Origin of the sequence: Oceanobacter sp. 4_MG-2023 (assembly GCF_030689165.1) — a bacterium.
Lineage (GTDB): Bacteria > Pseudomonadota > Gammaproteobacteria > Pseudomonadales > Oceanobacteraceae > Oceanobacter.
This window is the reverse complement of sequence record NZ_JAUYVV010000002.1, coordinates 137039-151932: the sequence shown is the minus strand read 5'-3', so window position 1 is coordinate 151932 and position 14894 is coordinate 137039. Positions and strand designations below refer to the sequence as shown.

Here is a 14894-nt window from a genome sequence, read left to right as displayed (position 1 = left end):
CGCTGCATGCTATCTTTAATAAATTTATTATAATCTTCGACAGACTGAAATCACCGCCATTAAAAGAAGAACCGATATCCGGCTCTGCGGCCGAGACAGTCAAAGGGCATGTTAATAAAGCGACCACAACAGTCCATATTGCATACGTTACAGACATAAATATTCACTCAACCTGATATCGGATTGATACAACCAAAAAATCATGCGTTTGCAACCATCTACCCCGGATGCGTCTGGCAATCACCAGCTGGCTTATTCAGTACAGGGCAACAACTCACTGCCTGTGGTCATATTCCCGGGCTATGTATTGAATCCGCACAAGGCGCTACCAAACAAATGGCATTTTGCGCATCTGACGATCAACTATTCAATGGCTCCGCCGTACCCGACAATTTGCTCAGTAACTGATCCAGCAATACATACAGGGCAGGCAACACCAGCAAGCAAATAAAGGTGGTAAACAGAATCCCGAATCCGAGTGATACCGCCATGGGGGTAATAAACTGCGCCTGGCGTGAGGTTTCAAATACCATGGGAGCCAACCCACCAAAGGTGGTCAGAGTGGTCAACAAAATGGGCCGGAAGCGTCGCACTCCGGCTTCACTGATGGCTTCCAGTGCCGTCAGCTGGCGTTTTGCCCGGATGCGGTTGGCGTAGTCCACCAGAATCAGACTGTCGTTCACCACCACACCGGCCAGTGCCACAATCCCCATCAGGCTGATAATCGACAGTCCGTATCCCAGGATAATATGACCCAGAATCGCTCCGGCCGCGCCAAAGGGAATCACCAGCATCACCAGCAATGGCTGGCCGTAACTGCGGAATGGAATCGCCAACAAAACGTAAATCAGCAGTAACGAGAACAACCCGTACAGCTGCATCACACTCATGCTTTCACGGGTATCGGCCTGACGCCCCCGAAAATCAAAGTCGAGGCTGGGGTATTTGGCTTTCAGGTCGACAAAGGCTTCTTCCTGTAACACCGTCATCACGGCCGGGATTTGCGTACGCGGTTCGACATCGGCGGTTACGTTCACCACTTGCCGCCCGGCCCGGCGTGAAATACTCGATGGCGAGACGGTTTTCTCCAGCACCGCGACTTCTGCCAATGGCACATAACCACCGGCTGGCGTACGGATCATCAAGCGCTCGATATCGGCACTGTAGCGACGTTCGTTCTGGGGCAACCGTACCAGCACGGTGACTTCGTTACGCTGGCGTTGCTGCCGCAAGGCCCTGGCACCGTACAAGGCCGCCCGCACCTGCATGGCCACATCATCCGACTCCAGCCCAAGGCTGCGCCCGAGGTCGTTAATCGCCACATCCCATTGTGGTTTGCCACTGGTAAAACTGCTGGCAACATCCTTGACGTTACCCAGATGCGACATAAACACACTGAGGTCTTCACTGGCTTGCGCCAGCAGGTCGATATCGTTGCCGCGCAGCTCCACCGTCAGGCCGCGACCACCGGACGGGCCGCCACCGCGTTCAGAATCGAAGGTAATGCTGCGAATACCGGGAATTTCTCCCATGGCGGCACGCCAGCGTTTGGCCACTTCGTGGGCGCTGATGGGACGGATTTCAGAGTCCACCAGCCGCGCTTCCACTTCGATGGTTGAGCCATTGATACTGCCTTCAATACTCAGCAGCAAGGGCGTTCCGGCAGCTTCAACCGGCTCGACGATATCGCGCAGCCGGGCTTCCAGCTGTAACCGGACATCCAGCGCCTGTTCAAACGGCGCATTGGAGGGCAGCTCGACCGCCGCAACGGTAAACTCGCCTTCCAGGCGCGGAAACATACTGAAACCCATCCGCCCGCTGAATGCCCAGGCCAACACCGTCAGCCCCAGTGCCAGCGCGATGGCCAGGGTCAACCCCGGGTTGCGCAAACTGACTTTCAGGGTCGGGCGATAAACCCGGTCGATAAAACGTCCCAGACAGCCATCAACCTTGAGTTGCAAGGCATCCATTTTTTGCCCTAAGCGGCTCTCCGGTTTTTCTTTCAAATGCGCCAGATGGGACGGCAGGATAAACAATGCCTCCAGCCAGGAAATCAGAAAACAACTGATCACTACGATCGGAATCGCCAGGAACAATTTCCCCATCATGCCAGGCAGTGCCAGCAAGGGCAGAAAGGCTGCCACGTTGGTCAGAATGGCAAAGGCCAGCGGACTGGCGACTTCTTTGGCACCCACCACCGCCGCATCGGCAAACGGCATGCCTTTCTGCATGTGTTCGTAAATATTTTCACCGGCAATAATGGCGTCATCCACCACAATGCCAAGGGCCACAATAAAGGCGAACATCGAGATCATATTGATCGACATATCCACCGCAGGCAGCAACAGCAAGGCGCCTAAAAACGCCGTTGGAATCCCCATGGTAACCCAGAACGCCAGCCGGTATTCCAGAAACAGGCTTAACAACACCAGTACCAGTGTCAGCCCGATGGCGGCGTTTTTGATCAGCAACCCGACCCGCTGGTTGTAGGTTTTGCCATCGTCATCGGTGACCACAATCTTGACCCCCGGGGGCAACCAGCCACGAATCTCGTCGAGTTTTTCGTGTACGGCGGCGGCCACGGTCAGGGGTGTTTGTTGTTCAGAACGGTATATGTCGTAACGGATGGCTTCCTGGCCGTCATACGTCACCAGTCTGCGGCTGTCGCCAAAACCTTCGCTTACCTGGGCGATATCCCCCAGCCGCAGCCGTACACCGCCAGCATCGGCGATCACCGGAATGTCGTTGAATTCTCCCGCCCAATAGCGCCGCTGGTCGAGCGCCACCAGAATATCGCCTCCCGGGGTTTGCACGGTTCCGGCACTTTGTTCGATGGCATTTTTGCCCACCGCTGCCGCGATATCTTGCAACGACAAACCATAACGCTGGAGTGCAGACTGGGGAATTTCGATATGGATTTCTTCGTCGGGGGTACCGGTCAGCTCGACCTTGGAAATCTCTGCCGACGATAACAACTCATCCTTGACCCGTTCGGCCAGACGTTTGAGGGCAAAGGTGTCCAGCGGGCCAAAAATCGCCATTTCCACCACGCTGATATTACGGCTGGCAATACTGACGCTCGGTGTCTCCATTTGCCCCGGAAAGGTGGTAATCCGGTTCACAGCCTGCTGCACATCCTGATACGCCTGCTGACGGTCCGTGCCGTTATCCAGCTCAATCGTGACTCTGGCGCTGCTTTGGGAGGCGGTTGAGTTGATCTCTTTCAGGCCATCGACTTCTGCCAGTTCATTTTCAATTGGCAGTACCACCCCTTGCTCCATCTCGGTGGGCGTTGCACCGGGGTAGCTCACCTGAACGATGATCATGTCCGCTTCGTAGGATGGAATAAATTCCTTGCGGATGGTCAGCGACATCAGAAAGCCGCCAATGATCAATACGGCCATCAACAGGTTGGGCGCCACGCCATGGCGTGACATCCAGGCGATCGGGCCATTCCCCTGCGCCGCACTCATGGTGTCACCTCTGGCTCACGACTGGAGGTGCCGTCGGCGGCTTCCACAGCCGCGCCAGTATCCGCCCGGTTGGCCAGCCGTACCGGCAAGCCTTCCGTTACACTGTCCAGCCGGTTAACCAACAACTGATCATCCGGCTGCAGGCCTGCGCCAATCCAGGCCTGGGTCCGGCCCCGGTACAAGACCTCGGGGGTGCGCCGTACCATTTGGTTGTTGTTCACGACCCAGAGGCTGCCATCGTCATTCAGCTGCTGTAATGGCACGGTGACGCTATTGGGAATGGCCTTGCCTTGCAGCTCGACAGAGACAAAATCATTCAGCATCAACACCGGCTGGTCCGGGTTCTTGAGGCTCAGTGGATCACTTACGGCAACCATTAGCCGGGCCTGGCGGTCACGCTCGTCGACGTCGGCCAACAGGTTCAGAATGCGGGCTTCGCGGCTCTGTTTACCCCAGCTGGGGTGATAAAGCCGGATCGGGGCATCCACATCCAGCCAGGCCAGAAAATTGCGCGGCACTTTGACTTCGATCCAGAATTCATCGGTATTCACCAGTTCAAACAGCTCGACTGAACTGCTCACCTGACTGCCAACCGCCACATTGCGTGACAGTATCTGACCGTTAAACGGCATCGTCACACGGGTACGCGCCAGGTTCAGTCGGGCCTGGTCGGTCTCCGCCCTGGCACTGAGCAACTTGGCCCTGGCACTGGCCAGCTGCGGTTCTCGTAACACCAGCGCCCGGTCGGCACCGGTCAGCTCTCGCTGCGCCAATTGGTATTCGTCGGCGGCCAGGGCGGACTGCCCCAGCTCCAGATCCAGATCGGCTTGCGCCTGAATGCGAGCCGCTTCGTATCGCTGCAACGCCAGCTCATAATCCCGTGGTTCAATGGTCAGCAGGCGCGCACCGGCCTTCAGGGTCGCTCCCGGCAATGCCTCGCTGGCCACCGAGACAACCCGACCGCTGACCTGGGCCTGCAGCAGGATTCGCTCTGCCGCTGACACCTGACCACCCGCCGTCCAGGTTGGCCGTCCGCCAGCGCCCGGGCGCTGCACTTCAACCAGCCGCGCCTGCACCACGGGTTTTACCCGCTCCGGCACCGGGGCGGTGGTCAGCACGATCCAGGCTGCCGCACCTCCCAGTACAAGCACCAGCAGTACCAGCCAGACATTACCGGTTTGCTTGTGCAAGCCTGTGGGTTGTTTCATCTTCCGGTTGTCCTTCACGGTTGTGATTCTCCAGCATCCGCCCCGGTGAAATCGCCGTGACTGACCGATCGATACAATTGAATACGGTATTGCAACTGCTGCCATTGGCCATCGAGTACTGTTTGCTCCAGCGCCAGTACGTCCTGTTGTACGTTGAGCAACGCCAGAAAATCCCCCACCCCGCGCCGATAGCGCGCCAGCTGGAAGGCTTCTGTTTTACGGGCCAGGTGTAATTGTTTGACCAGGCTGGCCAGCTGGTCACTGGCCTGTTGTTCCTGTACCAGGAGTTGCTGCACGGTCTGGGCTGCCGCCAACAAGGTTTGCTGATAATCCGCCACCGTCGCCTGCACTCCCGCTTCCGACGCGGTCACCGCTGCGCGGCGACGGCCACCATCCAGCAGGGGTGCGACCAGACCCGCCGCCAGATTCCCTACCCAGTTATCAAAGATATCGGCCAGGTTGGCGTCGGATGCCGAATAAGACGCCGACAGCGTCAGCCTTGGATAGCGGTTGGCAATGGCTGCCGCCAGCGCAGCATTCGCCGATTGCAAGGCAAACCAGGATTGCTGCACATCTGGCCGTTGTTGCAAGGCTGACAGAGAAACACGGGGGGATGAAGACGGCAGTCGTGGCAACGGCCGTGGTGGCATGGCGGCCAATTCAGGAACAAGCTCACTCTGCAGCCAGTCGCTGCGACCCAGCCAGACCGCCAGTTGCTGCTGATAGATAATTTGCTGGGCCTGATCAGCACTCAAACTGGCGGAGAGATTTTCCAATAATTGCTGCTGTTGCCAGACATCTGAAATAGCCACCTGCCCACGATTGAATCGCACTTCGGTGATAGCCAACGCCGAGCGAACCCGCTGTTGTTGCTGGCTTAGCAACTGGATACGACCTTGTTGCCGCAACCAGCCAAACCAGGCCTGGGCGACTTCTCCTGCAAGCGTATTGGCTGCTACCCGCACACTGGCTGCGCTGGCCAGGGCATCCAATTGACCTTGCTGTTCCAGTGCACTGACCCGCCCCCAGAAATCCACTTCATAGGCAGCCGATAACCCGGCCTGCCAGCGATTGGTACCGGCATCCGGCCCAAATGAGCGGCTGCGCGACAAACTCGCATCCAGGGTGGGAAACTGTTCCGCCCCGGCCTGCCGGGACAACGCCTGACTTTGTTGCAGCCGGGCCCAGGCGGATTGCAGGGTAAAATTATTCGCCAGGCTGTCTTCAATCAGACGATTGAGCATCTGATCATCAAAGGATTGCCACCAGCGGTCCGTGACCGCCTGCCCGGCAGCAACAGCCGTGGGAGAGGAACTGGCAACAGGTTCAGCCAGCCCGGAAAAGGTCATCGGCTCAGGCTGAACCGGCTCAATCGAACTGCAGCCAGCCACCGCAGTGACCAGCAACAGCAGCAGTCCCGACCGCTTGCGGCTTTTGGAACCCGCAGTGACATACGATCCAACATCCCTCACCCAGTATCTCCCTGGCAATTAAACGGCAAATGGGGCATAACCAGACAGAAGTGATATCACCGCCGTGAGGTAAAACGCCGCTTCAGACACAGTTATTTTTTGAAAAGTTCCGTCAATAATAACGGTTAACTATCTGACACATCACCAGTACAAACAGCCGTTTGCCAATCACAACGAATAGCGGTTATTCCCCTTGTTATGGCAGGCCAACAGCCGGTTACAGACCCTTAACCGCATAGATGCCCGGCAAATTACGCCAGAAGCCACGGTAATCCATACCACAACCAAAGACATAACGGTCTTCAACTTCCATACCGGCGTAATCAACGGTCAGTTCATCGGTTTTGCGATCATGCCGCTTATCGACCAGAACGGCGGTGAGCACCTCTTTGGCACCCTGTTGACGACAGGCTTCAACGACGGCCGCCAGGGTATGACCTTCATCAAAAATATCGTCCAGAATCAGTACTGTACGATCCGTCATTGGTATCGATGGCGGTGCTTGCCACTGCAGTTCGGTACTGCCTGTCACATCACCGCGATAACGGGTAGCGTGCATATAGCCAACCTCGAGCGCAAACGGCAGCCGGGGCAATAACCGCCCGGCCAGTACCAGACCACCATTCATAATGGTATAGACCACAGGAACCGTATCTTGCAGACGCTCAGTCAGATCAGCGGCGAGCTGATTGATCGCGTCATCCACTTGCTCCGGGGTTTTCAGCAAGTCCGCTTCTTGCAATACAGTATCCAGCTGATCTTTTGTCAGTGTCTCACTCATGGAGGCTTCTCGGCATGTCAGTAAAAAACCGGCATAGTAACACGCGGCCAGAACGGCGAAACCTGCCGATCTATTCTTCTGGCACTGATATCAAACCATTGGCTATCAACGTCATTCAGCACAACAGGGAACTTGGCTTATGTACTTTTTTCGTCATACCTCACAGCACCACCCTCACTCTCTGCGCCACTGGCAATCCGGCCTGCGATGCAGCGCATTGGCACTGCTGCTATCCGGCTGTGCCAGCTACCCGTCATCAGTCGCAGTACCTGACCCCGATATGTTGCCGTCATTGCAACAGATACAAGCCAACCCGGAGCAATACCAACATCAAACCGTTGTGTTGGGCGGGCAAATTATCAGTGTTATCAATGGTGATCAGCACACTACGCTGGAGATATTGCAGCGCCCGCTGTGGGATTCTGGCCAGCCGCGTTCAGACAGCGACCGTTCCGATGGCCGCTTTCGGGCCGAGTTCGATTATTTTATTGACCCGGAAACCTACCAGTCCGGCCGGTTAGTTACCGTTCGGGGACAGCTGACCGGTATGGATGAAGGGCATATTGGTGAGCACCCCTATCGTTTTGCCCATATCCAGGCCGATGGCATCGAGCTTTGGCGCAAAACATCAGCCCCTGAGGTCCGCTATCACTTTGTCTGGGGAGTAGGGCCCTATTACGGCTACCCCTATCCCTACCGCAGCGCGGTTATTACCGGTGCCAAACCGCTCAAGCATCCTGTCCCCAAACACCCCGCCCACCCCAAAGCCAGCACGCCCTGAGGACAACACCGGTGCCATTACCATCAGTGATCGATACCGGTGTTTCACCACCGCGCAGTGCGACGCGCTTTATCCCGCTCAAGGCTATGGTATTATCCGCGCCCGTTTTCGCCCTGCACCAACCTCTGGAGTTGTCATGTCCCCTACTTTACAACTGGCTTGCGACCTGATTGCCCGCCGTTCCGTCACCCCGGAAGACGAAGGTTGTCAGGCGTTAATGATGGAACGTCTTGCCAACGCCGGATTTACCAATGAGCCATTGCGCTTTGGTGAAGTCGATAACTTCTGGTCCCGCCGTGGCAACAGCGGCCCGCTGGTCTGCTTTGCCGGCCATACCGATGTTGTGCCTACCGGCCCGGAACAGAACTGGCAATATCCGCCATTTGAACCCCAAATTGTGGATGGCATGCTGTATGGCCGCGGCGCTGCTGATATGAAAGGTTCACTGGCTGCCATGGTGGTCGCAGTTGAAAACTTCACCGCCAAGCACCCGGACCACACAGGCTCGATTGCTTTTCTGATCACCAGCGATGAAGAAGGCCCGGCCCACAACGGCACCGTCAAGGTGATTGAAACACTGGAAGCCCGGCACGAAAAAATCGATGCCTGCATTGTTGGTGAACCCTCATCGACCCATCTGGTGGGTGACACCATCAAGAATGGCCGCCGGGGTTCACTCGGCGCAGTATTGACAGTCAAGGGGATTCAGGGACACGTGGCTTACCCGCACCTGGCCAGTAACCCGGTTCATCAGGCAGCACCCGCGCTGGCTGAGCTGGCCAGTGAAGAATGGGATCAGGGCAATGACTTTTTCCCCGCCACCAGCTTCCAGATTTCCAATATCAATGCCGGCACCGGTGCGACCAATGTTATCCCTGGCAGCATGACCGTGGTGTTCAACTTCCGTTTTTCCACCGAGCTCACAGCCGACATTCTCAAACAACGTACCTGCGATATTCTCGACAAGCACCAGGTCGACTACGACATTGAATGGAACCTCAGCGGCCTGCCATTCCTTACCGACCACGGCCCGCTGGTTGATGCCTGCGTGGATACCATCCGCGCAGTGACCGGTCGCGAGACCGAACTGTCAACCGCCGGAGGCACCTCCGACGGCCGGTTTATAGCCCCGACCGGCGCACAGGTCGTGGAACTCGGCCCTCGCAACGACACCATTCACAAAGTTAATGAATGTATCAATGCCGCCGACCTCGACACCCTCACCAGCCTGTACGAAGGCATTCTTGAGCGCCTGCTAGGATAGCCAGCCGATGACAAGCACAGACACAGAACAGACCATCCCCCAGGCAAACGATATTCTGATCTGCCCGGTTTGCCAGCAACCCTTACCGGAACTGGCAGGCGCTACCGACAAACACGGTTCCGCCCGCAGCCGGGGCTGTGCCAATGGCCACAGTTTTGACCGCGCCCGCCAGGGCTATTTCAACCTGTTACTGGTCAACCAGAAGCGTTCGCTCAATCCCGGCGACAATATTGAAATGGTCAGGGCCAGACAACAGTTTCTCAACGGCGGTTATTATCAAGCCATTGCTGATGCCATCAACACCGCCCTGATCCCGGTATTGGCAGACCGGGCAAACACGTCTGCCTCCCAGACACTCCATATTGCCGACAGTGGTTGTGGTGAAGGCTATTATACCGCCTCACTGGCGCAACAACTGACCGCCAACCATATCCACCACCATCTGTACGGCATCGACATTTCACGGGATGCAGTCCGTACCGCCTGCCAACGCAGCAAGCAGATTGACTGGCTGGTGGCCAGTGGCAGTCGCCTGCCGTTCCAGCCTGGCAGCCTCGACGCCATACTCAGTGTGTTTACCCCGACCATGGCCGACCGCTGGGCGGAATTGCTCAAACCCGAAGCACCCGTCTGGCTGGTTACACCGGCACAGCAACACCTGCAAGAACTCCGGCAGCACATTTATACCGACGTTCGCAGCGACAGTTACGATCCAACTGATGACATGATAAAACAGGGATTTGAGCGGGTTGGCAGCAGCGAGCACAGCAGCCAGGTATTTATTCCGGCCGCCGCCCTCCCCGACCTGCTTACCATGACACCACATGGCTGGCGCATTACCGCCGAAAAACGCCAACAGGTACTGGCCCTGAATGGTCTGGAACTGACTATTAGTGTCCGTATCTCGCAATTTTCAGCGCATTCATCAAACGATCAACCCGCACCGGCAGAGAACATATAAAAGATCCTCGTTTAATAGCATCAAGCGGTTTGAAAGCCCCCCATCAACCGGGTAGCATTCAGTTTATTAATGACCTGCAACAACGGCAGCCACGCCTCGCATGACCGATATTCTTTTTTATGTACTGGCCGCGACCACCATCGACGAGCAACAGCACTTTGTCTGTCGTTTGACCGAAAAAGTCCTGGCCCAGGGCAAGCATATTTATATCCATACCGGTTCTCGCAGCCATGCCGAGCAACTGGACCGGCAGCTGTGGGCGTTTCGTCATACCGCTTTTGTGCCACACAGCCTGGTCGATGAACAACGACCCGTAAGCCAAAGCCCGGTACATATAGGCTGGCAAGATGCGCCGACAGAGCAGCATGACGTACTGATTAACCTGAACGACCAACTGCCATCTTTTTTTGGCCGTTTTGATCGACTGGTCGAAGTTGTTATCCAGCAGGATGACGTACTGGGACATACCCGCGACCATTTCCGTTTTTTGCGTGACAGGGGCTACCCCATTACTCACCAGGATATGAGACTACGCACATGAGTACCGACAACGATTCGCGTAACTTACTCGACGAACTGGAAACCTTGCAGCGCGTCCTCGACGATGCCGCTGGTGAGCAAATTGACCTCGAGCAAGCCTTGACTCAGCTGAATACTGTCGACGATGTCCCGGTATTGAGCGACCTGTTCAGCCAGGATGAACCGCCGGTATTACGCAATATCAATCCGCCAAACAAGCGTCCTCCTCATCTGTCCGCTGTCAAAAGTCCGGAAGCGGATAGCCAACCCCGAATTGTCGCTAGCGACATTCTGGAATACTTGCGTCAGGAAATGGTACGCAAGAACGAATCCGACCACAGCTCCGACACCCTCGACGCCATTTTTGGCCCGGTCGAAGATAACTACCCGGCACCTGAAAACCTGCATATTGAGCCGGTCGCCCTCAAGCCAGTCCAGTCTGATACACCGACGCACAAGCCAGCAGCCCAACCCGCCGCTGCCCCAGACCCGGCCAGCACAACCTCCAGCGTCACCTCCGGCACGGACACCATCCCGACGCTCACCGAGAGCAATATCCCGCAAGACGCCATCACACCGGCACCACAACAACCGGAATCCCCCACTCTGGAGCCCCTGCATTTTGAACCGGAACCGGAACCGGAAGCACCAGTCCTGCCTGAGTCTCCAGCAGCTGACGCTGACGTGCCGGAGATAGCTGCCAAGATATCGTCCAACCCGTTTTTGCCGCAGTCGATACTGGACCGCCTCACCTCCGAGCGTCTGGCGGCCCAACACAGTGCCGAAGAAGCGCACCGCACCATGCAACGGGTGACAGAGCAAAAACAACAGCGTGACTCCGATGCCATCGCCCTGCTGGGGGCCACCGAGAAGAAGCAACTGATCGAGTCCCTTGTCGATGAGCTGACTCCAGTGATCCAGGCCCGCCTGCGCGAAAAACTGCGTAATATCCTGATGAGCAAACCTCGCGACTGATACTCTGGCTCCCGAACGGCCAGGCCATACGCCCAGACCCGCGCGTGGCCTGGGCTTCACTGAACGAACTTCACTGGCCAACCATTCCACCACACCCCCAGCAACTCACCCTGAAAACACATCCGGCCCATCCAGCGGCTGAACACGCGCCACGATTCCGCTATACTGGCCGCCATTTTTTTATCGTTTAATCAGTCGCTTGCCAATCTACCCGGCTACCCGGATGGCATGCCGCACCACCATTGAGATCACACCGCCGCCATGGACAAGACCTACAAGCCCGACGCCATCGAACAAACCTGGTACCAAGAATGGGAAGCCAAAGGCTACTTCAAGCCCTATCAGGACGGCCTGGATGGCGAAGGCTACTCCATCATGATTCCACCGCCGAACGTCACCGGCTCCCTGCATATGGGCCACGCGTTCCAGCACACCATTCAGGATGCCCTCACCCGTTATCACCGCATGCTGGGCAAAAAAGCCCTGTGGCAGGTCGGTACCGATCACGCCGGTATCGCCACCCAGATGGTGGTTGAACGCAAACTGGCAGCTGAAGGCCAACCAGATCGCCACGAATTGGGCCGTGAAAAATTCCTCGAAAAAGTCTGGGAGTGGAAAAACCAGTCCGGTGGCACCATCACCCGTCAAATGCGCCGCCTCGGCAACTCCGTCGACTGGGATACCGAACGCTTCACCATGGACGACGGCTTCTACAAAGCCGTGCAAGAAGTGTTTATCCGCTTGCACAAAGAAGGCCTGATCTATCGCGGCAAACGTCTGGTCAACTGGGACCCGAAACTGCACACCGCCATTTCGGATCTCGAAGTTGAGAACAAGGAATCCAAAGGCAGCATGTGGCACCTGCGCTACCCGCTGGCCGATGGCGAGACCTGCACCGACGCCGATGGCAACACCCAGAACTATATTGTGGTCGCCACGACACGTCCGGAAACCATGCTCGGAGACACCGGTGTTGCGGTTAACCCGGAAGACCCGCGCTACCAGCACCTGATTGGCAAATTTATTGAACTGCCGCTGGTGGGTCGCCGCATCCCGATCGTCGGTGATGAACACGCCGATATGACCAAGGGCACCGGTTGCGTCAAAATCACCCCGGCGCACGACTTTAATGACTGTGAAGTGGGCAAGCGCTGCGGCTTGCCGATGATCAACATCCTCACCTTCAACGCCGATATTCGCGACGAAGCCCAGGCGTTTAACAGCGACGGCTCGGTCAACACCGAAGTCGACACTCATATTCCGGAGAAATACCGGGGCATGGAACGCTTCGCCGCCCGCAAAGCCATCGTTGCCGACTTCGACGAACTGGGCCTGCTCGATGCCATCAAGGACCACGACCTCACTGTGCCCTACGGCGACCGCGGCGGCGTCGTCATTGAGCCAATGCTCACCGACCAATGGTACGTCGATGCCAAAACCCTGGCCAAACCGGCCATCAAAGCGGTCGAAAATGGCGATATCCAGTTTGTACCGAAAAACTACGAAAACATGTACTTCAGCTGGATGCGTGATATCCAGGACTGGTGCATCTCCCGCCAGCTCTGGTGGGGCCATCGCATCCCGGCCTGGTACGACACCGAAGGCAACGTCTTTGTTGGTCACGATGAAGCCGAAGTGCGCGCCCAGAACCACCTCGCCGACGATGTTGAACTGACGCAAGACAACGACGTGCTCGACACCTGGTTCTCCTCTGCCCTGTGGACCTTTGGCACCCTTGGCTGGCCCAATATCGACGACAAGGAAGTGGCTCGTCGACTGGCCGACTTCCACCCGACCGATGTGCTGGTGACCGGCTTCGATATCATCTTCTTCTGGGTTGCCCGCATGATCATGATGACCATGCACTTCTGTAAAGACGACGACAACAAGCCCCAGGTGCCGTTCAAGACCGTCTATGTTACCGGCCTGATCCGCGACGAAGTTGGCCAGAAAATGTCCAAATCCAAGGGCAACGTCCTTGACCCGCTGGACATGATCGATGGCATCAGCCTCGATGAGCTGATGGAAAAACGCACCGGCAATATGATGCAGCCCAAGCTGGCGGAAAAAATCGGCAAGCGCACCCAAAAAGAATTCCCCGATGGCATCGCCCCCCACGGCACTGATGCCCTGCGCTTCACCCTGGCAGCCATGGCCTCCACCGGCCGCGATATCAACTGGGACATGAAACGCCTGGAAGGTTATCGTAACTTCTGCAACAAGCTGTGGAATGCCTCGCGCTACGTAATGCTCTCCATCGCTGGCGAAGAAGCCGTCGAAGCCGCGGCCGCCAACAACACCGCCATTGCCATCACCGACGACATGCTGGCCGCCTGTGGTGCCACCGGCGAAGCCGCAGCCCTGAGTCTCGCCGACCGCTGGATTATCTCGCGCCTGCAACGCACCGAAGCCGAAGTCCGTCGCCATATGGACCAGTACCGCTTCGATATGGCCGCCCAGACACTGTACGAATTTATCTGGAACGAATACTGCGACTGGTATCTGGAGTTGTCCAAACCCGTACTGTGGGACAAAAACGCCAGCGCCGAGATTCGTCGCGGCACCCTTGGCACCCTTGTACGCGTGCTGGAAGCCACCCTGCGTCTGGCCCACCCCATTATTCCGTTCATCACCGAAGCCGTCTGGCAGCAAGTGAAAGACCTCGCTGGCAAAGGCGGGCCTGACTCCAGCGCCTCCATAATGCTGGCCGACTACCCGGTCCCCCAGGAAGCCCTGATCGATACCGAAGCCGAAGCCGATATCGAATGGCTACAGGGTGTTATCACAGCGGTACGTAACATTCGTGCAGAAATGAACATTGGCCCCAGCAAGGAACTCGACCTGTTGTTAAAAGACGGCAATGACGACGACTTCCGCCGCGCCGACGACAACCAGACCTTCCTTGCCAAGCTGGCCAAACTCAGCAGCATCACCTGGGTCAACGACGGCGACACCGTCCCCATGGCCACCACCCAACTGGTTGGCCATATGGAAGTGCTGGTGCCCATGGCCGGACTGATCGACAAAGACAAGGAAATCGCCCGCTTAGGCAAAGAAGAAGAACGCCTGGGCAAAGAAATTGGCCGCATCAGCAACAAGCTGAACAACGCCGGTTTTGTCGCCAAGGCCCCGGCTGCCGTGATTGAAAAAGAGAAAGACAAGCTAACCGGTTACGAACGCGATCTGGGCAAGATCAAGGAACAGATCGAAGCCATCAAGGCGCTGTAACCCAACAGAACATACAACATGCCGACCGGCGGACACGGAATGCCGCCTGTCGGGCACGGACGCTAGCCGACGACTACGGACGCCACTCGACGGTCTCTACGCAAATGCACAAACACCTCTCCTGCCTGACAGCCACAAACAGGGCCGTATAAAAATCTGTCATTCCGGGCCGACCCCGGAATCCAACGGCCACGGACAGGGCCGCTCCCCACGTAAATTCAAATCCTTCCAG

At 56.9% G+C, this 14894-nt stretch carries 10 protein-coding genes; 6 read left to right on the top strand and 4 right to left on the bottom strand.

Going from position 1 to position 14894, the window contains the following annotated elements; genetic code table 11:
• Positions 1 to 359: 359 nt before the first annotated feature.
• From Q8W24_RS02360 to Q8W24_RS02345, 4 genes are all read right to left on the bottom strand, one after another.
• Complete coding sequence (locus Q8W24_RS02360; protein WP_305474267.1) at positions 360 to 3473, bottom strand: efflux RND transporter permease subunit; 3114 nt, start codon at positions 3471 to 3473, stop codon at positions 360 to 362.
• Positions 3470 to 4681, bottom strand: a complete 1212-nt coding sequence (locus tag Q8W24_RS02355) for an efflux RND transporter periplasmic adaptor subunit (RefSeq protein ID WP_305474266.1) — start codon at positions 4679 to 4681, stop codon at positions 3470 to 3472. The genes Q8W24_RS02360 and Q8W24_RS02355 overlap by 4 nt, the downstream gene beginning before the upstream one ends.
• Positions 4682 to 4695: 14 nt before the next feature.
• Entirely contained in the window at positions 4696 to 6153 is a 1458-nt protein-coding gene (locus Q8W24_RS02350; RefSeq protein WP_305474264.1) for a TolC family protein, read from the bottom strand.
• Between the two features lie 217 nt (positions 6154 to 6370).
• Positions 6371 to 6934 (bottom strand): hypoxanthine-guanine phosphoribosyltransferase, encoded by a 564-nt coding sequence (locus Q8W24_RS02345; protein ID WP_303431699.1) that lies wholly within the window; start codon positions 6932 to 6934, stop codon positions 6371 to 6373.
• A 139-nt stretch (positions 6935 to 7073) separates the two neighbouring features.
• On the opposite strand from Q8W24_RS02345, the gene Q8W24_RS02340 reads away from it, so the two are divergent.
• The 6 genes from Q8W24_RS02340 (at position 7074) to Q8W24_RS02315 (ending at position 14662) form a co-directional block, all read left to right on the top strand.
• A complete protein-coding gene (locus tag Q8W24_RS02340) occupies positions 7074 to 7715 on the top strand; it encodes a Slp family lipoprotein (protein ID WP_303431700.1) in 642 nt (213 codons plus the stop codon).
• A gap of 136 nt (positions 7716 to 7851) precedes the next feature.
• Positions 7852 to 8979, top strand: a complete 1128-nt coding sequence (dapE, locus tag Q8W24_RS02335) for a succinyl-diaminopimelate desuccinylase (RefSeq protein ID WP_303431701.1) — start codon at positions 7852 to 7854, stop codon at positions 8977 to 8979.
• A gap of 7 nt (positions 8980 to 8986) precedes the next feature.
• Positions 8987 to 9940 (top strand): putative RNA methyltransferase, encoded by a 954-nt coding sequence (locus tag Q8W24_RS02330; RefSeq protein ID WP_305474262.1) that lies wholly within the window; start codon positions 8987 to 8989, stop codon positions 9938 to 9940.
• 100 nt (positions 9941 to 10040) lie between these two features.
• Entirely contained in the window at positions 10041 to 10481 is a 441-nt protein-coding gene (locus Q8W24_RS02325) for a DNA polymerase III subunit chi (RefSeq protein ID WP_303431703.1), read from the top strand.
• Entirely contained in the window at positions 10478 to 11434 is a 957-nt protein-coding gene (locus Q8W24_RS02320; protein WP_303431704.1) for a hypothetical protein, read from the top strand. The genes Q8W24_RS02325 and Q8W24_RS02320 overlap by 4 nt, the downstream gene beginning before the upstream one ends.
• A gap of 261 nt (positions 11435 to 11695) precedes the next feature.
• Positions 11696 to 14662, top strand: a complete 2967-nt coding sequence (locus Q8W24_RS02315) for a valine--tRNA ligase (RefSeq protein WP_305474260.1) — start codon at positions 11696 to 11698, stop codon at positions 14660 to 14662.
• Positions 14663 to 14894: the final 232 nt, after the last annotated feature.

Bases quoted from the DNA above. Each gene is read 5' to 3' on its own strand.
- Q8W24_RS02355 (WP_305474266.1), bottom strand. From the start codon at position 4,681: ATGAAACAACCCACAGGCTTGCACAAGCAAACCGGTAATGTCTGGCTG.
- dapE (WP_303431701.1), top strand. From the start codon at position 7,852: ATGTCCCCTACTTTACAACTGGCTTGCGACCTGATTGCCCGCCGTTCC.
- Q8W24_RS02320 (WP_303431704.1), top strand. From the start codon at position 10,478: ATGAGTACCGACAACGATTCGCGTAACTTACTCGACGAACTGGAAACC.
- Q8W24_RS02360 (WP_305474267.1), bottom strand. From the start codon at position 3,473: ATGAGTGCGGCGCAGGGGAATGGCCCGATCGCCTGGATGTCACGCCAT.
- Q8W24_RS02340 (WP_303431700.1), top strand. From the start codon at position 7,074: ATGTACTTTTTTCGTCATACCTCACAGCACCACCCTCACTCTCTGCGC.
- Q8W24_RS02345 (WP_303431699.1), bottom strand. From the start codon at position 6,934: ATGAGTGAGACACTGACAAAAGATCAGCTGGATACTGTATTGCAAGAA.
- Q8W24_RS02325 (WP_303431703.1), top strand. From the start codon at position 10,041: ATGACCGATATTCTTTTTTATGTACTGGCCGCGACCACCATCGACGAG.
- Q8W24_RS02315 (WP_305474260.1), top strand. From the start codon at position 11,696: ATGGACAAGACCTACAAGCCCGACGCCATCGAACAAACCTGGTACCAA.
- Q8W24_RS02330 (WP_305474262.1), top strand. From the start codon at position 8,987: ATGACAAGCACAGACACAGAACAGACCATCCCCCAGGCAAACGATATT.